Source organism: Cupriavidus sp. 21MJTG02-4, from assembly GCF_057798975.1.
This window is the reverse complement of sequence record NZ_JBYOJP010000003.1, coordinates 136,640-156,266: the sequence shown is the minus strand read 5'-3', so window position 1 is coordinate 156,266 and position 19,627 is coordinate 136,640. Positions and strand designations below refer to the sequence as shown.

The window sequence follows — 19,627 nt, the reverse complement described above, 5'->3', positions numbered from 1 at the left end:
ACACTGAATCGTCCCTGACGATACCTCCCGCGCCACATTGCCCGCCAAGCGCCGTTCCCCGCTCGACATCCTGCTCAACGACATCACCGGCTGCCGCGCCTGCGACTTGCCGTTCGGACCGCGCCCGGTGGTGCGTGCCGCCGCCAGCGCGCGCGTGCTGATCGTCGGTCAGGCGCCCGGCCGGCGCGTGCATGAAACCGGCATCCCATGGAACGACCCGTCCGGCGACCAGTTGCGCACGTGGCTGAACATGACGCGCGACGAGTTCTATGACGCCAGCCGGGTGGCGATCGTGCCGATGGGGTTCTGCTATCCCGGCAAGGGCGCAAGCGGCGACTTGCCGCCCCGGCCCGAGTGCGCGCCGCTCTGGCATGCGCAATTGCTGGCCACCATGCCGCATATCCGGCTCACGCTCCTGATCGGACGCTACGCACAGGCGTATTACCTCCGGGACAACGCCAGGCCGACGCTGACCGAAACGGTCGCGGCCTACGCCGATTACTTGCCGCAATTCCTGCCCTTGCCCCACCCGAGCCCGCGCAACCGGCTCTGGCTGCGGCGCAACCCATGGTTCGAGACCGACGTGGTGCCGCGGCTGCGGCAGCTGGTCGCCGTGGCGCTGGCGAACTGAGCGCCGTATCCGGCACCGGTGTAAACCCGATAACGGGTCCAGCGGGCTTGCCTCATAAATTCATAGTGATAAACTTAAATTCACAGACATGAATTAGAGACACGCAACATGCCGCAGCCTCCCGTCTACTTCGTTTCCACCGAGGACACCCCGGGCTATCACCCGGCCAACCACACCGGCACGCTCAACCGCCGTCTTATTTCCCCCGAGACGGTCGGCGCGCGCCACCTGGAAGTGCTGCACGGCACGATCGAGAAGGGCAAGGGCGCACTGCCGCACGCGCACCCCGGCATCGAGCAGGTCGTCTACGTGCTCGAAGGCCGCGCCATTGCCGAAGTTGGCGGCCAGCGCAAGGAGATGGGGCCGGGCGATTGCTGCTTTTTCCCGCCGGACACCATGCACGTGTTCACCGTCGTGAGCGACGAGCCCGCCAGGATCCTCGTGATTTATTCCCCGCCTTACGAAGAATCCCCGGAGCGCGTTGTGCGGCCTGCATAGCGCCGCACGCCCAGCTTCCGATTTACCCGTCCGACAGCCGGCGCCTCAGACCGTCACGGACACGCTGAAAACAGGAGACCAGCATCGTGAAGTTCGCAAAACAGGCTTTGCTCACCCTGGCGGTGGGTTGTGGTGCCGCCATGGCGATGATTTCCCCGGCGGGCGCGGCCGATCCATTCCCGTCCAAGCCGCTGCGGCTGGTGGTGCCGTTTGCCGCGGGCAGCGGCACGGATGCCGTCGCGCGCCTGACGGCCAAGTACCTCGGCGAAGCGCTCAAGCAGCCGGTGGTGGTCGACAACCGGCCCGGCGCCAACGGCACCATTGCCGCGGAGTTCGTGGCCAAGGCGCCCGCGGACGGCTACACGCTGTTCATGACCACCAACACCACGCATTCGGCCAACCCGTCGCTGATGAAGCAGCTGCGCTATGACCCGGTGAAGGATTTCACGCCGGTCTCGCGCATGGGCAACCTGCCGTTCATGCTGGTGGTCAGTCCGTCGCTGCCGGTCAAGACGCTGCCGGAATTCATCGCCTATGCCAAGGCGCATCCGGGCATGTCGTATGCGAGCGGCAACAGCACCGGCATCGTGGCTGGCGCGACGATGTCGAAGATGGCCGGCCTGAAGATGCTGCACGTGCCGTACAAGAGCACGCCTCCGGCCATGACCGACGTGATCGGCGGGCAAGTGCAGGTGATGTTCGTCGACTTCGCGGCCGGCATCGCCAACGTCAAGGCCGGCAAGCTGCACGCATTGGCCGTGACCACCGCGCAGCGCAGCGCGCTGCTGCCTGACTTGCCGCCGCTGGCGAGCGAGCCTGAATTCAAGGGCTTCGACATTACGTCGTGGAACGGGGTGTTTGCGCCGGCCGGCACGCCGGCGCCGGTGGTCGAGCGCCTGAACCATGAGCTGGTTGCGATTGCGTCCAACAAGCAATACGCGCCGCAATTCCACGCTTTCGGCTTCGAACCGTTTGGCAGCACGCCGGGCGAGCTGGGCCAGTTCGTCGTGGCGGAATTGCAGAAATGGTCGCGGCTGGTGAAGGATGCGGGCATCCAGGCCGAATAAAAACATAAGAAACAGAAGGAACACCAACATGAATTTCGATCTCTCCGCCGAACAGCAGTCGATCGTCGAAGCCGTGCAGCAAGTTTGCACGCAGTTCGACATGGAGTACTGGAACAAGCTCGACGTCTCCCACACCTATCCGCACGAGTTCTACAAGAGCCTGTGCGAAGGCGGCTGGCTGGGCGTGGCCATGCCGGAGCAGTACGGCGGCGCGGGGCTGGGCATCCTGGAAGCGGCGCTGGTCATGCAGACCATCTCCGAGTCCGGCGCGGGCATGAGCGGTGCCTCGGCGGTGCACATGAACGTGTTCGGCCTGAACCCGGTGGTGGTGTTCGGCACCGACGAGCAGAAGGCGCGTTTCCTGCCGCCGCTGATCGCCGGCAAGGAGAAGGCTTGCTTCGGCGTGACCGAGCCCGACGCGGGCCTCGACACCACCAAGCTCAAGACCTACGCGCGCAAGGTGGAGGGCGGCTATTCGGTGACGGGCCGCAAGATCTGGATTTCCACCGCGCAGGTGGCCGACCGCATGCTGCTGCTGGCGCGCACCACGCCGCTGGAATCGGTGAAGAAGCCGACCGAAGGCCTGTCGCTGTTCTACACGAAGGTGGACCGCAGCAAGATCGAGATCCGCGAGATCGACAAGATGGGCCGCTCGGCCGTCGATACCAATATGCTGTTCATCGACGACCTGTTCATCCCCGAAGAAGACCGCATCGGCGAGGAAGGACGCGGCTTCGAGTACATCCTGCACGGCCTGAACCCGGAGCGCATCCTGATCGCCGCCGAAGCCATCGGTCTTGGCCGTGCGGCGCTGGCCATTGCCACGCAGTACGCGAAGGAACGCGTGGTGTTCGGCCGGCCCATCGGCATGAACCAGGGCGTGCAGCATCCGCTGGCGCAGGCGTGGATGCAACTCGAAGCGGCCAACCTGATGATGCTCAAGGCCGCCGCGCGCTACGACGCGGGCAAGTCCTGCGGCGCCGAGGCCAACACCGCGAAGTACCTCGCGGCCGAAGCGGGCCACAACGCCTGCCAGACTGCCATCCTGACGCTGGGCGGCATGGGCTATTCGCGCGAATACCGCGTCGAGCGGCTGCTGCGCGAGTCGTATATCCCGCGCATCGCGCCGGTCAGCCCGCAGCTGATCATGTGCTTCATCGCGGAGCGGGTGCTGGGCCTGCCCAAGTCGTACTGAACGGGGGGCAACGATGACGATGCAGAACGCGGAAGCGACAACGGCGACCGGGCCGCTGGCGGGCGTGCGCGTGGTCGACATGACTTCGGTCGGCATGGGGCCGTATGCGACGCAGATCCTCGCCGACATGGGCGCGGAGGTCATCAAGGTGGAGGCGCCGGCCGGCGATGTCTTCCGCCATGCGGAGCCAGCGCTGCACGCGGGCATGGGCGCGACCTTCCTGAACCTGAACCGCAACAAGCAGTTCGTGGTGCTCGACGTGAAGCGCGCGGAAGACCTAGCGCGGCTGAAGGACCTGATCGCCGGGGCCGACGTGTTTATCTCCAACGTGCGCCCGCAATCGCTGCGCAAGCTGGGGCTGGATTATGAGTCGCTGCGCGCGTCCAATGCGCGCCTGATCTACTGCGGCGCCTACGGCTACTCGGAAACGGGCCCGTATGCCGGCATGCCCGCGTTCGACGACATCATCCAGGCACGCAGCGGCCTGGCGCAGTTCCAGGGCGCCAACAGCGCCGAGGGCCCGCAGTACGTCAACACCATCCTGGCCGACAAGGTCGCCGGCCTGACCGTCGCCTATGCCATCCCGATGGCGCTGTACGAGCGCGAGCGCTCGGGGCAGGGCCAGGCCATCGAGGTGCCGATGTTCGAGACGCTGGTGTCGTTCCTGGCGCCTGAACAACTGGCCGGCCAGACGTTCGTGCCCGGGCAGGGCGCGTGCGGCTATCCGCGCGTGATGTCGCCGCACCGCAAGCCTTACCGCACGCAGGACGGCTATATCGCGCTGCTGCCGTACACCACGCCGCAGTGGGCGCGTTTCTTCGCGCTCTCCGGTCACCCGGAACTGGCGCAGGACCCGCGCTACCTCGACCCGGCCGTGCGCAGCGCCAATATCGACGCGCTGTATGCGACGCTGGCCGATATCGTGAGCCGCAAGACCACGGCTCAGTGGCTCGCATTGCTGGCCGACGCCGATATCCCGCACAGCGAAGTGCCGGCGTTCGAAGCGGTGATGGAGGACCCGCACCTGCGCGCCACCGGCATGGTGTTCGAGTACGAGCATCCGACCGAAGGGCGCCTGCGCGGTATCGGCATCCCGACGCGTTTCTTGCGCACGCCCGGCAATATCCGCACGTGGGCGCAGGCGCTGCCGTCGCCGGACGACGCCTGAAGACGCGTACAATCCGCGCACGGCAAGGCTGACAGGAACAGGGAGATGGCGGAATCCGAGACGGGCGACAAGGCAGGGCAGGCCAGCGTGAAGACGGCGCTGCGCGTGATCGAGATCATGGAGATCTATGCGCGCGAAGGCCGCTCGCTCACGCTGACGGAACTGGCGAAACTGCTCGGCGCGCCGATGTCGAGCTGCCTCGGCCTGATCCGCACACTGGCGTCGCTCGGCTATCTCTACGAGACCGGGCGGCGGCAGGGCTACTACCCGACCAGCCGGCTGCTCAATATCGCCCAGCGCATCTCGCGCAACGACCCGTTGCTCGAACGCGTGCAGCCCGTGCTGGAATCGCTGCGCGATGCCACGGGGGAAACCGTCATCTTCGGCAAGCTGCAGGATGACGGACGCGTGCTCTATCTCGACGTGCGCGAGTCGCAGAACCCGGTGCGCTACATTGCCACGCCGGGCGAGCTGCGCGACGTGCATATCAACTCCATCGGCCGAGCGATTCTTGGTGCGCTTCCCGAGCAGGCGCGCGACACCGCATTGTCGAAGGTCTCGTTCCAGCCGCGCACCGAGCGCACCGTAGCCTCGCGCGAGGCGCTGGAGCAGGCTATCGTCCAGTGGCAGCGGCAGGGCTGGTATCCGAACTTCGGCGAATCGTTTCCGGACCTCGGGGCGATTGCGGTGCCGGTAGAGATCGGTGGCGCTGTGTACGGGATGTCTGTGGCAGGGCCGATCCACCGTGTGGAGTCGAGCGTAGCGGCCATCGCAGAGGCGCTGCGACGTGGACAGGCATTGTTGAAGGGATAAGCGAAGCTCATCCGGCCTTCATCCGGCGCTTCGCAGGCCGCGTGGAGGCCCGGTGACTTGAGGGTCCCCGCAACCTAGGGAAACCCGGCATTGAGAATCGTTACCGTTTGAACGTACGCTCCTGCTATCGCCCATCCCGGGCAATCCGACGGAGAGACCTCCATGCTCAAGTTCATCGCCTTCGCCGCGGCCGCCGCGGTTTCCACCGGCGCGCTCGCCAGTGCCAAATGCGTGGCCCACCCCAAGGCCGAATGGATGAGCGAGGCCGATGCCAAGGCCAAGATCGAGGCGCAGGGTTATGTCATCAAGAAATTCAAGGTGGACGGCAACTGCTATGAGATCTATGGCACCACCAAGGACGGCAAGAAAGCCGAAATCTATTTCGATACCAAGACCCTGGATATCGTGAAGTCCGAGATCGGGAAGTAACGCCTGACGCCTCGCTACCGCCATGCCGGATAACGCATCGGTCCGCGTCTGGGACCAGGTGGTCCGCCTGACGCACTGGAGCGTGGCGGCCATCGTCATCTGGGACCTGATAGAGGATTCCGGCGGCCAACTGCACCGCATGCTCGGCTACGTGGCCGCGGGTCTCGTGCTGGTGCGCCTGCTCTGGGGCATTGTCGGCAGCGAACACGCACGCTTTCGTGCCTGGGTGCCGCGGCCGGCCAGCGTGCTGGCCTACGGCAAGGCGCTGCTGCAGCGCCGCGCACCGCGCTTCCTGAGCCACACGCCGCTCGGCGCGGTCATGATGCTGTTGATGTGGGCATTGATCCTGGCGCTGGCTGTCACAGGATGGATGTCGAGGCTCGATGCCCTGTGGGGCGAGGACTGGCCGATCAGCATCCATGCCGCGCTCGCGGAAACGCTGATGGTGCTGATTGTGGTCCACGTGCTCGCCGCCGTCGTGTTCAGCGTGACCAGCAAGGAGAACCTGGTGCTGGCGATGCTGACCGGGCGCAAGCGCCGGAACCCCGACGCTTAGCGACCCGCCGTCAGGCGACTGTCTTCATCGTCTCCTGCGCCGCTTCATACTGCCCCAGGCAAGCCTTGCCATTCAGCAGCGAGCGCTTCAGCAGCGCCTGCTGCGCCGGTTCAAGGTTCGCGGCCTTGCCGCCCCACGCGGCCAGTGGCGGCTCCTGCAGCGCGCGCCCATAGGAAAAGCTCAGCGGCCACGGCAGCGGGCCGAGCCGGTTCATCGCATCGAGATTCGCCGTGGCCTGTTCGGGCGTCTGTCCTCCCGACAGAAAGAAGATGCCGGGCACCGCCGCCGGCACCGTGCGCTTGAGCACGCGCACCGTTTCGCTGGCCACGTCCTGCACGGATGCCTGCTGCGCGCACTTCTTGCCGGCGATCACCATGCTGGGCTTGAGCACCATGTGTTCGAACACCACGCCATAGCGATGCAGCGCATGGAACAGCGCGTGCAGCACGCGTTCGGTCACGGCCGCACAGCGCGCCATGCTGTGGTCGCCGTCCATCAGCACCTCCGGCTCGACGATCGGCACGATGCCCGATGCCTGGCAGATAGCCGCGTAAGCGGCCAGCACCTGCGCGTTGGCCTGCACCGCCAGCGTGCCGGGCAAGGTGTCCGAGACATTGATCACCGCACGCCATTTGGCAAAGCGCGCGCCCTGCTGGCGGTAGGTCTCCAGCCGCTTCGGCAATCCGTCGAGCCCTTCGGTGATCTCGTCTCCGGGCGCATTCACGAGCGGCACCTTGCCCTTGTCGACCTTGATGCCGGGCGCGATGCCCTGGCGCGCGCACAGTTCGGGCAGGGGCGTGCCATCGTCGGCGCGCTGGCCGAGCGTTTCCTCGTACAGGATCACGCCGCTGATATGCGCGCCGAGGCCCGGCGTCGATAACAGCAGGCTGCGCCACGCACGGCGGTTCTCTTCATTGGATTCCACGCCGATCGTGGTGAAGCGCTTGGCAATGGTCGGGCCGCTTTCATCGGCCGCGAGCAATCCCTTGCCCGGCTGCACCATTGCCGTCACCGTTGCCTGCAGTTCGCTTGCGGTATCCATGGCATCTCCTGGAGTGCGTTCACGGCGCGCGCCCGAAGGCCTCGCGCAGCTTGCCCTTGGCCCGCTGCAGGACGGCCAGCTGCGTCTTGGGCAGGTTGCGGCCCGCGCGGTTGATGTAGAAGTTGAGCATCGACATGGCCGACTGGAACGCCGTGCCCTTGCGCCGGCGGCTGTGCTCCGCCGAGCGCTTGAGCGAAGCGGCGATTGCCTTCGGGTCGGTGCCTTTGAAGAGGTCGGGTTGCAGGTCCAGCGCGTCGCTGTGCTCGCTGACCTGCTTTGACCAGCGTCGCGCATGGCGGCCGTGGCGGCGCTGCTTGCCGGACTGGCGCGTGGATCTGGCTGCGGGCACTGGGTCTCCCCGAAACGCTGGTGTCACTCTCAGACTAGGCGATTTGGGGAGCGGTGTGGGGCCGGGACGTTGCCTTGCCGTGGGGCCTAGCCCATGATCAGCCCGGCCAAGGCAGCCTTCTCATCGCTGCTGAACTTGCGCGTAGCCTGGGCAAGGTCGGCGCTGACGCTGTTCATGGCCGAGGTCAGCGCACCGACCTCGGCCCGTAGCGCCTCGATGCGCATGCGGCGCTGCTCGGCGTTGCCCGTGGTGCTGTTGCTCAGTTCCTGCAGTTCCTGGGCCTTTTGCTCGAGCTTCTCGCGCAGCTCGCGCAGGCGCTTGACCAGCTTCTTCACGTTGTCGGGCAACTTGCTGTTGTCGATGTCGCTGTCCCGGGCGGCTGCCTTGTCAGCCCCGCGCCCGGAAGCCAGCGCGCTGCCGGACATGGAAATCCTGACATCGGCGCTGGGCTGCGCCGTGGCGCTGCCCGGCGTGTTGCTGGCCGCATTGGCGGCGTCCGTGGAATCAGCGGAATCCGCGGAGAGGTCTTGCGCCGTGGCGGTGGCCGCCATGGAGAGGGAGGCTGGCGGGCTTGCCGTGGTGGCTTCGATCATGCTCATGAGGGTGCTCCTGTTGACGGACTGCGGTTTTCCGCACGCCACGCCGGGGGCAACGTAGGTACGAGGGTAGAAAGGTCTACGCGGGGGATTTCACCGTTATCGGCAGCAGATTGCCAGCTTTAAGTCACATCCACAGGACATTGCGGCAGCGCAAGGAAAGCCGATGGACTGAAATATTCCGTTACACACATCCGTCGATGGACCGTCAACAGTGCGCCGCGGGTCGACGTTTTCACAATCAGCGCGCAACACCGCGCGTCCATCCGGAGACCAACAATGAAGAAAGTACTTGCCATCCTGACCCTGGGCCTGTTTGCCGCTGGTGCGTATGCGCAAGCGCCGGCTGCCGCGCCGGAGTCCAAGGAACCCGCCAAGGTGGAGAAGAGCACCCACAAGGAGAAGACCCACGCTCACAAGCACGCGAAGAAGCCCGCCGCCGACAAGGCCGCGGCGCAATAAGTGCCCGGCTGATGGGCTTGCCGCGCGGCGCGGTCTCGGCAGGAGGCCCGCCGCGTCTTTTCTTTCGGTGCCGCTCAGAACTGGTAGTTGATCGACAGATCGAACGCTCCGCCCGTCGAACTCTGCGTCAGCGGACTGCGCTTCGCATCGCCCACGAGTTGCACGACGGAGACGTCGGACGAGGCGAACCAGTGCTTGTCAAAGAACCAGACCGCGCTGAGGCCGAACCCGTAGGAACGCACGCCGCCAGCGGGATTGAACTGCGGGCGACCAGCCCGCGCCTGTGACGCGCTCACGCCGTACCAGGCATTCATGTAGCGCGAGTCCGCCAGTGTCAGCGTCGGGCCCGCGAACCAGTAGAACTTCTCGGAGCTGCCCGGCAGCGGCATGTAGGCGCCGATATCGCCGATCCAGCCGTCCGAGCCGCCCATGCTGCGCCGCGCGTCGACGCGCATCACCAGCGGGAATTCCTTGGACACCGCGTATTCCGCAAAGAGCTTGGCTTCCGGCGCCGGGTTGATGTTCTTCATGCCGTCCAGCAGCGGCGAATTCTCCTCGGCGCGCCGGCCCAGGTTGTAGGTCAGCGCAATCCCCGCCCGGTAGTTCTTGCCGCGCAGGACGTTGACGCCGAAGCCTTCGCCGATCGAGGCGAACGCGATATCGCGATAGCGGATATCGATGCTGGGCCCGGCGATCACGATGTATTTCGACGAGCCGTCATAGCGCGGGCGCAGCATTGCCGCGGCGCCGAGGCGGACTTCCCATTCCGGAATCGTGTCTTCGTACAGCTTTTCAAGCGGTATGCCGACCGAGAATTGCCATTCGGCCAGCGGGGCCGGTGTCTGGGCCCAGGCCGGCGCCGACGCGCAGGCGGACAGCGCGAACAGCCACGGCCGTACCGCGCGCGGCACAAGCGCGCGCAAGCCGCCCCGCGGCCCGAGGGTTTCCAGCTCTGCCAATGGTTTCTCCCGTTGATTCATCTATTCGTTGGTTGTTCTTTGCAGGCGGGCGGCCGCTCAGGTCATCAATTTGTCGACCGTCAGCGGCAGGTCGCGGAGTCGCCGGCCCGTGGCGTGATACACCGCGTTGGCCACCGCCGCGGCCACGCCGACAATGCCGATCTCGCCGATGCCCTTGGTGCCGAGCGCGTTGATATGCGGATCATCCTCGTCCAGCACGACGATGTCGATAGCGACGATATCGGCATTGACCGGCACATGGTACTCGGCCAGGTTGGCATTGGCGATGCGTCCGCTGGCCGGGTCCAATTCGGCTTGCTCGTGCAGCGCCATGCTGATGCCCCATACGATACCGCCCATGAGCTGGCTGTGAGCGGTTTTCCGGTTCAGCAGCCGGCCCACGCCGTAGGTCGCCACGATCCGCTGCACGCGGATCTCGCCGAGATCGGGGTCGACGTGGACTTCGGCGAACACGGCGCCGAAGCTGTGCATCGAGAACGACTTGCGCTCGTCGCCGGGCCGCGCGGTCATGCGGGCTTCGACGGGCTGCCCGCCGCGGCGCGCGATCGGCGCCGCGATCGGCTCGCGGCGCGACGGGTCCGAGCGGCGCAGCAGCCAGCCATCGACGATGTCCACGTCCTCGGGCGATGCGCCGGCAAGCGGCGACGCCCGGTCGGCGACCGCCAGCTTCACCAGCTCCAGCCGCGCCGCCGCGCAGGCGGCCTGCACCGCGGGCGACACGCTGGCGACGGACTGCGAGCCGCCGGACACGGGCGCTTCGGGGAAATTGGTGTCTCCCAGTTCAAAACGCACCTTGTCCGGCGGCAGGCCGAGCGCGTCGGCGGACACCTGCGTCATCACGGTGAAGGTGCCGGTGCCCAGGTCCTGCGAACCCGACTGGACCAGCGCGGTGCCGTCGGGCAGGATGCGCGCGAGCGCGCTGGCGGCCGAGCGATTGGCCGGATAGGTCGTGGTGGCCATGCCCATGCCCACCAGCCGGCCATCGGCCCGCATGGAGCGCGGCGCGGGATTGCGATGCGCCCAGCCAAAGCGCTCGGCCGCGTCGCGGTAGCATTCGCGCAGCGACTTGCTCGAGAACGGCAGTCCCTTGCCGGGGTCCGTGTCCGCGTAGTTGCGCAGGCGCAGGGCGACCGGATCCATGCCGAGCTTGTAGGCCAGTTCATCCATCGCGCACTCCAGCGCGAAGCTGCCCGAGGCCTCGCCCGGCGCGCGCATGAACGTGGGCGTGCCGACATTGAGCTTGAGCAGCCGGTGACTGGTCTGCTGGTTCGGCACGGCATACAGCATCCGCGTCAGCAGCGCGCACGGCTCCAGCCAGTCTTCCATGAACGAGGTGCTGGCCACGACCTCGTGGCGCATGCCCGTGAGCGTGCCGTCGGCCCGCGCCGCCAGCACGACATGCTGCTCTGTGCGGGGCCGCCCGCCGACCGGGCCGAACATCTGCGGGCGCTCCAGCACGAGCTTGACCGGATGTCCGGTCTCGCGCGCAGCCATCGCCGCCAGCACCACGTGCGACCACGTCGAACCCTTGCAGCCGAAGCCGCCACCGACGACGGGGCAGACCACGCGCACCTGCGCGGGCGGTACGCCCAGCGTCTTGGCAACGGTCTTGCGCACGCCGCTGACGTACTGCGTGGCGTCGTACAGCGTGAGCATGTCGCCTTGCCAGGCCGCCACGGTGGCGTGCGGCTCCATCGGGTTGTGGTTCTCGAACGGCGTGGAATAGGTGGCATCGATCGTCGCCGCCGCACCTTCCGCGCCCGACAGGCTGCCGCGCGTGGTATCCGCCGGCTCGTCCTTGGCCTGTTTCGGCTTGTAGGCGCCCGCACGCGCTGCGGCGAAGTCCAGCGCCGGCCGCTGTGCGCGATAGCGGATGACGAGGTGCGCGGCGGCATCGCGCGCCTGTTCCAGCGTGTCGGCGATGACAACGGCCACGGGCTGGTTGTTGTAGTGGACGACCGGGTCCTGCAGCAGGTTCAGCACGCGGCCGGCCGGTGGGGTGCCCGATGCGGCCGTGCCGTGTTCCGGCAGCCGCGGCGCGTTGAACGGCGTCATCACCTTGCGCACGCCCGGCATGCGCTCCGCCATGGCAGTGTCCATGGCCGTGATCTCGCCGCTGGCGATGGTGCTGGTCACCAGCACGGCATGCAGCAGGCCCGGCAGCGGATGGTCCGCGGCGTAGCGCGCCTGCCCGGTGACCTTGAGAATGCCGTCCGTGCGGTCCAGCGGGGCGCCGATCACGCTCATGTGGTGTCTCCTGCGGCAATGCCAAGCGCGCGCACGATGGCGCGTTGCGCCAGGGCCAGCTTGTAGGTGTTTTGGGGAAGGGGCCGGGCGCCGTCCAGCAGCAGCCGGGCCGCTTCGCCGGCACTGGCCGCATCGATCGGCCTTCCGACCAGGACTTGCTCGGCCGCCGGGACGCGCCACGGCTTGTGCGCGACGCCGCCGAGCGCCAGCCGCGCGGTGCGTACCGTGCCGCCGTCGAGCTCCAGCGCGGCGGCCACCGACACCAGCGCGAATGCGTAGCTGGCGCGGTCACGGACCTTGAGGTAATTGCAATGCGCGGCGAGGCGCGATGGCGGCAGATCCACCGCGATGATCATTTCCCCGGGCTTCAGCGTCGTGTCGAACTGCGGCGTGGTGCCCGGCAGGCGGTGGAAATCGGCCAGTGCGATGCGGCGCTCGCCGCCCTCGCCGCGCACGACCACCACGGCTTCCAACGCGGCCAGCGCCACGCTCATGTCGGACGGATTCACGGCTACGCATTGCTCGCTTGCGCCAAGGATGGCGTGCGTGCGATGCACGCCTTGCAGCGCCCCGCAGCCCGAGCCGGGCGCCCGCTTGTTGCAGGCGCTGAAGCCGGTGTCGTAGAAATAATGGCAGCGCGTGCGCTGCATCAGGTTGCCGCCCACCGTCGCCATATTGCGCAACTGGCCCGATGCCCCGGCCAGCAGTGCCTGCGACAGCAGCGGGTAGCGCTCCCGGATCAGTGTGTGGTTGGCGGTGTCGGTGTTGCTGGCCGTGGCGCCGATGCGCGCGCCGCCATCGGGCAGCGACTCGATCGTTGCGAGCGGGAGCCAGCCGACATCGACCAGGTGCAACGGCTGCTCGACGCCGGCCTTGGCCAGGTCGAGCAGGTTGGTGCCGCCGCCGATATAGCGCGTGCCGGGCTGGCGCCCGAGCTGCAGCGCGTCTTCAACGGTGGTGGCGCGGTGGTAGGTGAACGGGATCATCGTGACGCCTCACGCGCGGCGCGTGGCGCCGGCGGCGTCCTGCACGGCGGCGACGATGTTCTGGTAGGCGCCGCAGCGGCAGATATTGCCGCTCATGCGCTCGCGGATCTCGGCGTCGTTCAGCGCGGTCGGCAAGGCCGCCGGCGGCGGACGCACCGTACTGGCCGCGCCGGCCCGCGCCTCGGCCAGCATGCCGACGGCCGAACAGATCTGGCCCGGCGTGCAGAAGCCGCACTGCAGCGCATCGCGCGCGACGAAGGCCGCCTGCATCGGGTGCAGCGTATGGCCGTCGGACAGGCCTTCGATGGTGGTGATATGCCGGCCCTCCTGCATCACGGCGAGCGTGAGGCAGGCGTTGATGCGCCGGCCGTCGCTGAGCACCGTGCAGGCGCCGCACTGGCCATGGTCGCAACCCTTCTTGGCGCCGGTCAGGCCGATGGTCTCGCGCAGCGCATCGAGCAGCGTCACGCGCGGCTCCAGCGAGAGCGCATGTTCCCTGCCGTTGATATGGAGGCGGACGGGGCGGGCCGGCACGGACAAGGGTGCCGTCGGCGCATCTTGCAGAGCGGGCGGCCCGGCTGCCTGGACTGCAGGCAAGGCGGCTGCGGAAGCGCTCAGCGCGGCGGACTGGAGGAAGCGGCGTCGGGTGGGACGGTCCGGGCCGTCAGGATGGAGGCGGGGCATGCGCGGTCCTTGGTCTGTTCACGAAGCAGGGCAGGAGGGGCTTCGCTGTCAGGGCCAAGGGCAGCAAGATCGGTGCCCATTGTCGGGTGCACCGGGTGCGCGGTTGGTTGCTGGTGGGGATTGAGTGTCAGAATTGCCGGGGCGGTGTAGGAATTACCTCGGCTGCGGCCGCTCGTCGGATGTCCCCATGGACGAGCGGCCGGCGCGGAAGCGACTTATTTGCCGCCGAGCACGGCGGCGATGGCCTTGGCCACCACCGTCACATTGCGTTCGTTGAGACCGGCCACACACATCCGGCCGGAGCGCAGCAGATACACGCCATGCTGTTCGCGCAGGCGGTCGGCTTGTTCCGCGTTCAGCCCCGTGTAGGTGAACATGCCGCGCTGGGTCAGGTAGCGCGACAGCGCCTCGCCGCTGACATGGTCGCGCAGGTTGTGGTGAATGGCCTCGCGCATGCGGGCGATGCGGCCACACATCTCGGCAAGTTCCTTCTCCCACAGCGTGCGCAGTTCGGGCGTGGTCAGTACCTTGGCCACCACGCGCGCGCCGTGCGTGGGCGGGTTGCTGTAGTTGGCACGCACCGCGCCGGTCAACTGGCCCAGCACGTTGGCGGCTTCGGCGGCGCTGTGGCACACCACGCTCAGGCCGCCGCAGCGCTCGCCATACAGCGAGAAGTTCTTCGAGAACGAGTTGGCCACCAGGCACGGCACGCCCTGGCGCTCCAGTTCGCGGATGGCGAACGCGTCGTCTTCCAGGCCTTCGCCAAAGCCCTGGTAGGCCATGTCGACGAACGGCAGCAGTTCCTTCGCCTTCAGCACGCCGGCGAGCTGGCGCCACTGGTCCTGGTTCAGGTCCACGCCGGTCGGGTTGTGGCAGCACGCGTGCAGCAGCACGATGCTCTGCTTCGGCAGCTTGCCGATGGCGTCGACCATGGCGTCGAACTTCAGGCCGCCGGTGGCATCGTCGTAGTACGGGTAGGTGTTGACGGTGAAACCCGCGCGCTCGAACACCACTCGGTGGTTTTCCCAGCTCGGGTCGCTGATCCAGACCTGCGACTGCGGGAAGTAGCGCTTCAGGAAATCGGCACCCACGCGCAGTGCGCCCGAGCCGCCCAGCGTCTGCAGCGTGGCGATGCGGCCGGCGGCGCGGGCCGGGCTGTCTTCGCCGAACACCAGCGCCTGCACGGCGTTGCGGTAGGCCACCAGGCCCGACATCGGCAGGTAGGGGCGCGGGCCCATGTCGGCCAGCAGCGCGGCTTCAGCCTTTTCGACGGCCTCCATCACCGGCAGGCGGCCGTTGTCGTCGAAGTAGATGCCGATGCTCAGGTTGACCTTCTCGGTGCGCGGGTCTTTCTGGAAGTCTTCGTTGAGCGAGAGGATCGGGTCGCCGGGAAAGGCCTCGATATGTGCAAACATGGGATTCTCTGGATTCTTGGACGGGGCTGGAGCGCGTGCAGAACAGGACTTCTGGGCCGGACGCACAGGCTGAAGTGTAACCGGCGGCGCGCGATGCGGCGCCGCCGGGATCTTGCCTTACTGGGTCGAGACGCTGCCCTGCAAGGCGGGCACCGCGTTCTTCTGGCGCAGGCGGTAGCTGATGCCCAGCACGGCCAGCCACACCGGGATCAGGTACACGGAGATGCGCAAGCCATCGGTCAGGTACATCACGACCAGGATGCCGCCCAGGAAGGCCAGGCACAGGTAGTTCGTGAGCGGGTAGCCAAAGCTCTTGAAGCGCGTTTCCTGGCGGGCCTTGCGCTTGTCTGCGCGGAACTTCAGGTGGATGATGCTGATCATGGCCCAGTTGATGATCAGGGCCGAGACCACCAGGCCCATCAGCAGTTCGAATGCCTTGCCGGGCATGAAGTAGTTGATCAGCACGCACAGGCCGGTCGCGGCCGCCGACACGCCCAGCGCCGTCAGCGGAATGCCGCGCTTGCTGACCTTGAGCAGCGACTTCGGCGCATTGCCCTGCTGGGCCAGGCCGAACAGCATGCGGCTGTTGCAGTACACACCGCTGTTGTAGACCGACAGCGCCGCCGTCAGCACCACCACGTTCAGCACATTGGCAACCCAGTTGCTGTTCAGCGCATGGAAGATCAGCACGAACGGGCTGCCGCCGGTGACGACGTTTTCCCACGGGTACAGCGACAGCAGCACCGCCAGCGCGCCGACGTAGAAGATCAGGATGCGGTAGATGACCTGGTTGGTCGCCTTCGGGATGCTCTTTTCCGGCTGGTCGGCTTCGGCCGCCGTGATGCCGACGAGTTCCAGGCCGCCGAACGAGAACATGATCACCGCCATGGCCATGACCAGTCCGCCCAGGCCATTCGGGAAGAAGCCGCCGTGCTGCCACAGGTTGGTGATGCTGGCCTGCGGACCGGCATTGCCCGACATCAGCAGGTAGCCGCCGAAGCCGATCATGCCGACGATGGCCGCCACCTTGACGATCGAGAACCAGAACTCCATCTCGCCGAACGACTTTACGCTCGACAGGTTGATGGCGTTGATGATCAGGAAGAAGGCCAGCGCCGAAATCCAGGTCGGAATGCCGGGCCACCAGTACTGCACGTAGATGCCGACCGCCGACAGCTCGGCCATGCTCACCAGGATGTACAGCACCCAGTAGTTCCAGCCCGACATGAAGCCGGCGAAGTGGCCGCAGTACTTGTTGGCGAAGTAGCTGAAGGAGCCGGCGACGGGCTCGTCCACCACCATTTCGCCGAGCTGGCGCATGATGAAGAAGGCCACGATGCCCGCCACGGCATAGCCGAGCAGGACCGAGGGGCCGGCCATCTTGATCGTCTGGGCGATGCCCAGGAACAGCCCGGTGCCAATCGCGCCGCCGAGCGCGATCAGCTGGATGTGCCGGTTCTTGAGGCCACGCTTGAGCGTGCCGTCATTGTTGCTTTCAACCATCTGTCTTGTTTCCTCTACCCATTCTTATGGAATGGCATGCGGGGCCTGGCGTCTCTTGCTGTGCGGGTGGGACGCCTGGGCCTTTAGGATCGCCGGGCACGGGGTACCGCGCCCGGTGACGGGGACTGGAAGGGGCCGTTCAGGCCTCGACCTTGAGCGTGCCGCGTGCGATCTGGTCGCGTTCCAGCGATTCGAACAGCGCCTTGAAGTTGCCTTCGCCGAAGCCGTCGTCGCCGCTGCGCTGGATGTACTCGAAGAACACCGGGCCGAGCACGGTCTTGGAGAAGATCTGCAGCAGCAGGCGCGGCTTGCCGCCTTCGGTGGTGCCGTCGAGCAGGATGCCGCGGGCCTTGAGCTGGTCCACCGGCTGGCCGTGGCCGGGCAGGCGGTTTTCCAGGGCCTGGTAGTAGTAGTCGTTCGGCGCCGTCATCAGTTCCACGCCGGCGAGCTGCAGGTTGTCGATGACTTCGAGCAGGTTGTCGGTCAGGAAGGCGATGTGCTGGATGCCCTCGCCGTTGAAGGCCATCAGGAATTCCTCGATCTGGCCGGCGCCCTTGGACGATTCCTCGTTCAGCGGGATGCGGATCTTGCCGTCCGGCGCGGTCATGGCCTTGGAGGTCAGGCCGGTGTACTCGCCCTTGATGTCGAAGTAGCGGATCTCGCGGAAGTTGAACAGCTTCTCGTAGAAGCTGGCCCAGTACGCCATGCGGCCGCGGTAGACGTTGTGCGTCAGGTGGTCGATCAGCTTCAGGCCGTGGCCTTCGGGGTGGCGGTCCACGCCTTCGATGAACTCGAAGTCGATGTCATAGATCGACTTGCCTTCCTCGAAGCGGTCGATCAGGTACAGCGGCGCGCCGCCGATGCCCTTGATCGCGGGCAGGCGCAGTTCCATCGGGCCGGTCGGGATTTCCACCGGCTGCGCGCCCAGTTCCAGCGCACGGGCATAGGCCTTGTGCGAATCCTTCACGCGGAAAGCCATGCCGCAGGCGCTCGGGCCATGCTCGGCGGCAAAGTAGGCGGCGTGGCTATGGGGCTCGCGGTTGACGATGAAGTTGACCTCGCCCTGGCGATACAGCACCACGTCCTTGGAGCGATGGCGCGCCACCAGCGTGAAGCCCATCCTTTCGAACAGCGGCTCCAGCACATTGGGGGTCGGCGAGGCGAATTCGACGAATTCGAAGCCCATCAGTTGCATCGGGTTGTCAAAGAGATCGGCCATGGTTTGTCTCACAGGGGAAGGTAAGGGTTTCGGTCTCGCGCACCGGACGGAGTGCCGTCGGCCGCGGAGGCAAAGGAAATCGGGCAGGCCGCCGCGATCAACACGCGGGCGTCCGGAGCCGGGCGTCGGGATGGCGGGCATGCGGACGCGGCAGGGACGGTGTGCGGAAGTTCATGGGGCGCTGTCTTTGCCGGCCAGGCGGCCGGGAAATAATATTGCGAACAGTGCGCCACGATCCTGGCCTGCGGCGCGTTCCGGCAATGTCGGGAAGTCTCTCTGGCTCCTCGCTGGCATTGCCAATCTGGAATGCAGTGTATATTCTGGCCGGCAAAATTGGATTTCATTCCTCACGCAGGGAAACCCTGAAATGAGAAATCTGATTTCATGAAATTATCTTAATAGGAAATAAAAGTGCCTGCCATCGAGCTTGACCGTACGGACCGCCGCCTGCTGGGCGTTTTGCAGGAACAGGGGCGGGCTTCGAACCTGGAATTGTCCGAAGCGATTGCGCTGTCGCCGGCACAAACGCTGCGGCGCCACCGCCGCCTGGAAGAGAGCGGCATCATCAAGTGCTACGAGGCGCGGCTCGACGCGGCGAGCCTGGGACTTGGCGTGGTCGCGTTCATCCACGTGACCATGGAGCGCGGCCATATCCGCGACCTGTCGAACTTCAAGAGCCTGGTGGCGGAGCTGGCGCAGATCCAGGAATGCTTCTCGGTGACGGGCGATATCGACTACGTGCTGAAGGTGGTCGCCAAGGACCTCAAGTCGCTGTCGGACTTCCTGCTCGATACGCTGATGCGCATCCCAGGCGTGAGTGGCGTGAAGTCCAGCGTGTGCCTCGACGAAATCAAATGCACCAGCGCCGTGCCGCTCGATATGTAAGGCGCATGCGGCTGGGCGCCCATCCGTGGAATACACTCGGTTCAGCGTGCCAATGCGGCCCGACCTCTCGCCCCCGAAGATGCCAAAGCCCCACATCCTGACCTATATCGATGCCGGCGCTTCCGACTGGACCGCCTGCCTGATGCGCACGATCGGCCAGCAGCTGCAGTCCGGCACCTATGAAATGCGTGCGGTCATGGCCTCGGACATCCGGCACGACCCGACGCTGTTCGACGACGCGGTCATGTTCGTCATGCCGGGCGGGGCCGACCTGCCGTACTGCGCGAAACTCAATGGCGCGCCCAACGCGCGCATCCGGCGCTTTGTCGAAAACGGCGGCACCTACCTGGGCATTTGCGCGGGCGCGTACTACGCATGCAGGGAACTGGCGTTCCACGCCGGCACCCGCGGGGCTATCTGCGGCCCGCGCGAACTGGGCTTCGTCGACGCCGTCGCGGTTGGCTCGCTGCCCGAACTGACCGGCGGCCGCCTCTATGACGGCACGCCGCGCACCACGGCCGCGGTCGAACTGCGGACCACCGAGCGGCTGGCCTCGTCGCCGATGTCGGTCTACACGCACTATCACGGTGGCTGCCGCTTCGATTTCGACGGCGCGCCCGCTGCCGATACGGAAGTCCTGGCCGTCTATGCGGATATGGAAGGCACGCCACCGGCCATCGTCAGCACGCGGGTCGGGCAGGGCCGCGCGATCCTGACCGGTGTCCACCTGGAAGTCTCGGAGCAGGAGTGCGAGGAAGCCCTGCGCGGACACAGCGACATGGACAAGTACATGCACGTCTGCCACAGGCTGGCCGAGACCGGCGACGCCCGGCTGGAGGTATTCCGCCAAGTGCTGGCGCACGGCGGCCTGGCATTGGACTGAACTGCCTGGGTAACCGTAT

General features: G+C 66.5%; 21 protein-coding genes. 11 read left to right on the top strand and 10 right to left on the bottom strand.

The window, feature by feature from the left end:
• The first annotated feature begins 37 nt into the window (after positions 1–37).
• The 8 genes from AC3FKH_RS07050 (at position 38) to AC3FKH_RS07015 (ending at position 6,357) form a co-directional block, all read left to right on the top strand.
• Positions 38–631: a uracil-DNA glycosylase family protein gene (locus AC3FKH_RS07050; protein ID WP_488674131.1), complete on the top strand. Its 594-nt coding sequence runs from the start codon at positions 38–40 to the stop codon at positions 629–631.
• 108 nt (positions 632–739) lie between these two features.
• The gene (locus tag AC3FKH_RS07045; protein WP_488674129.1) at positions 740–1,129 is read left to right on the top strand and encodes a cupin domain-containing protein; all 390 of its coding nucleotides are present in this window, start codon (positions 740–742) and stop codon (positions 1,127–1,129) included.
• A gap of 86 nt (positions 1,130–1,215) precedes the next feature.
• Complete coding sequence (locus AC3FKH_RS07040; RefSeq protein WP_488674127.1) at positions 1,216–2,196, top strand: Bug family tripartite tricarboxylate transporter substrate binding protein; 981 nt, start codon at positions 1,216–1,218, stop codon at positions 2,194–2,196.
• A gap of 28 nt (positions 2,197–2,224) precedes the next feature.
• On the top strand, positions 2,225–3,391 hold the full coding sequence (locus AC3FKH_RS07035) for an acyl-CoA dehydrogenase family protein (RefSeq protein ID WP_488674126.1): 1,167 nt from the start codon (positions 2,225–2,227) through the stop codon (positions 3,389–3,391).
• A gap of 13 nt (positions 3,392–3,404) precedes the next feature.
• Positions 3,405–4,559 (top strand): CaiB/BaiF CoA transferase family protein, encoded by a 1,155-nt coding sequence (locus tag AC3FKH_RS07030; RefSeq protein WP_488674125.1) that lies wholly within the window; start codon positions 3,405–3,407, stop codon positions 4,557–4,559.
• A gap of 45 nt (positions 4,560–4,604) precedes the next feature.
• Positions 4,605–5,372, top strand: a complete 768-nt coding sequence (locus tag AC3FKH_RS07025; protein ID WP_488674124.1) for an IclR family transcriptional regulator — start codon at positions 4,605–4,607, stop codon at positions 5,370–5,372.
• A gap of 162 nt (positions 5,373–5,534) precedes the next feature.
• A complete protein-coding gene (locus AC3FKH_RS07020) occupies positions 5,535–5,801 on the top strand; it encodes a PepSY domain-containing protein (RefSeq protein WP_488674122.1) in 267 nt (88 codons plus the stop codon).
• A gap of 22 nt (positions 5,802–5,823) precedes the next feature.
• Positions 5,824–6,357: a cytochrome b/b6 domain-containing protein gene (locus tag AC3FKH_RS07015; RefSeq protein WP_488674120.1), complete on the top strand. Its 534-nt coding sequence runs from the start codon at positions 5,824–5,826 to the stop codon at positions 6,355–6,357.
• 10 nt (positions 6,358–6,367) lie between these two features.
• Here the strand turns inward: AC3FKH_RS07015 and AC3FKH_RS07010 are convergent, their stop codons facing one another.
• The 3 genes from AC3FKH_RS07010 to AC3FKH_RS07000 form a co-directional block, all read right to left on the bottom strand.
• The gene (locus AC3FKH_RS07010; RefSeq protein WP_488674118.1) at positions 6,368–7,399 is read right to left on the bottom strand and encodes a class I fructose-bisphosphate aldolase; all 1,032 of its coding nucleotides are present in this window, start codon (positions 7,397–7,399) and stop codon (positions 6,368–6,370) included.
• A 19-nt stretch (positions 7,400–7,418) separates the two neighbouring features.
• Positions 7,419–7,748, bottom strand: coding sequence for a DUF3175 domain-containing protein (locus tag AC3FKH_RS07005; RefSeq protein WP_483734030.1), 330 nt, complete (start codon positions 7,746–7,748; stop codon positions 7,419–7,421).
• 86 nt (positions 7,749–7,834) lie between these two features.
• Positions 7,835–8,347, bottom strand: coding sequence for a hypothetical protein (locus AC3FKH_RS07000; RefSeq protein ID WP_488674116.1), 513 nt, complete (start codon positions 8,345–8,347; stop codon positions 7,835–7,837).
• Between the two features lie 276 nt (positions 8,348–8,623).
• On the opposite strand from AC3FKH_RS07000, the gene AC3FKH_RS06995 reads away from it, so the two are divergent.
• On the top strand, positions 8,624–8,806 hold the full coding sequence (locus AC3FKH_RS06995) for a hypothetical protein (RefSeq protein ID WP_483734032.1): 183 nt from the start codon (positions 8,624–8,626) through the stop codon (positions 8,804–8,806).
• Positions 8,807–8,880: 74 nt separating this feature from the next.
• Here the strand turns inward: AC3FKH_RS06995 and AC3FKH_RS06990 are convergent, their stop codons facing one another.
• The 7 genes from AC3FKH_RS06990 to hppD form a co-directional block, all read right to left on the bottom strand.
• Positions 8,881–9,765, bottom strand: a complete 885-nt coding sequence (locus AC3FKH_RS06990; RefSeq protein WP_488674114.1) for a MipA/OmpV family protein — start codon at positions 9,763–9,765, stop codon at positions 8,881–8,883.
• Positions 9,766–9,822: 57 nt separating this feature from the next.
• On the bottom strand, positions 9,823–12,033 hold the full coding sequence (locus tag AC3FKH_RS06985) for a xanthine dehydrogenase family protein molybdopterin-binding subunit (protein WP_488674112.1): 2,211 nt from the start codon (positions 12,031–12,033) through the stop codon (positions 9,823–9,825).
• Positions 12,030–13,019: an FAD binding domain-containing protein gene (locus tag AC3FKH_RS06980; RefSeq protein WP_488674110.1), complete on the bottom strand. Its 990-nt coding sequence runs from the start codon at positions 13,017–13,019 to the stop codon at positions 12,030–12,032. The genes AC3FKH_RS06985 and AC3FKH_RS06980 overlap by 4 nt, the downstream gene beginning before the upstream one ends.
• 9 nt (positions 13,020–13,028) lie before the next feature.
• Positions 13,029–13,703, bottom strand: coding sequence for a (2Fe-2S)-binding protein (locus AC3FKH_RS06975; RefSeq protein ID WP_488674109.1), 675 nt, complete (start codon positions 13,701–13,703; stop codon positions 13,029–13,031).
• Between the two features lie 215 nt (positions 13,704–13,918).
• Entirely contained in the window at positions 13,919–15,118 is a 1,200-nt protein-coding gene (locus AC3FKH_RS06970) for an amino acid aminotransferase (RefSeq protein WP_483713983.1), read from the bottom strand.
• Between the two features lie 117 nt (positions 15,119–15,235).
• Complete coding sequence (locus AC3FKH_RS06965; RefSeq protein ID WP_488674106.1) at positions 15,236–16,621, bottom strand: amino acid permease; 1,386 nt, start codon at positions 16,619–16,621, stop codon at positions 15,236–15,238.
• A 139-nt stretch (positions 16,622–16,760) separates the two neighbouring features.
• Positions 16,761–17,840 (bottom strand): 4-hydroxyphenylpyruvate dioxygenase, encoded by a 1,080-nt coding sequence (hppD, locus tag AC3FKH_RS06960; protein WP_483734038.1) that lies wholly within the window; start codon positions 17,838–17,840, stop codon positions 16,761–16,763.
• A gap of 411 nt (positions 17,841–18,251) precedes the next feature.
• Here hppD and AC3FKH_RS06955 point away from each other — a divergent pair, with 411 nt between their 5' ends.
• Together AC3FKH_RS06955 and AC3FKH_RS06950 are read left to right on the top strand one after the other, a co-directional pair.
• Positions 18,252–18,725, top strand: coding sequence for an Lrp/AsnC family transcriptional regulator (locus tag AC3FKH_RS06955; RefSeq protein WP_483734039.1), 474 nt, complete (start codon positions 18,252–18,254; stop codon positions 18,723–18,725).
• Positions 18,726–18,804: 79 nt separating this feature from the next.
• Positions 18,805–19,608 (top strand): BPL-N domain-containing protein, encoded by an 804-nt coding sequence (locus AC3FKH_RS06950; protein ID WP_488674104.1) that lies wholly within the window; start codon positions 18,805–18,807, stop codon positions 19,606–19,608.
• Positions 19,609–19,627: the final 19 nt, after the last annotated feature.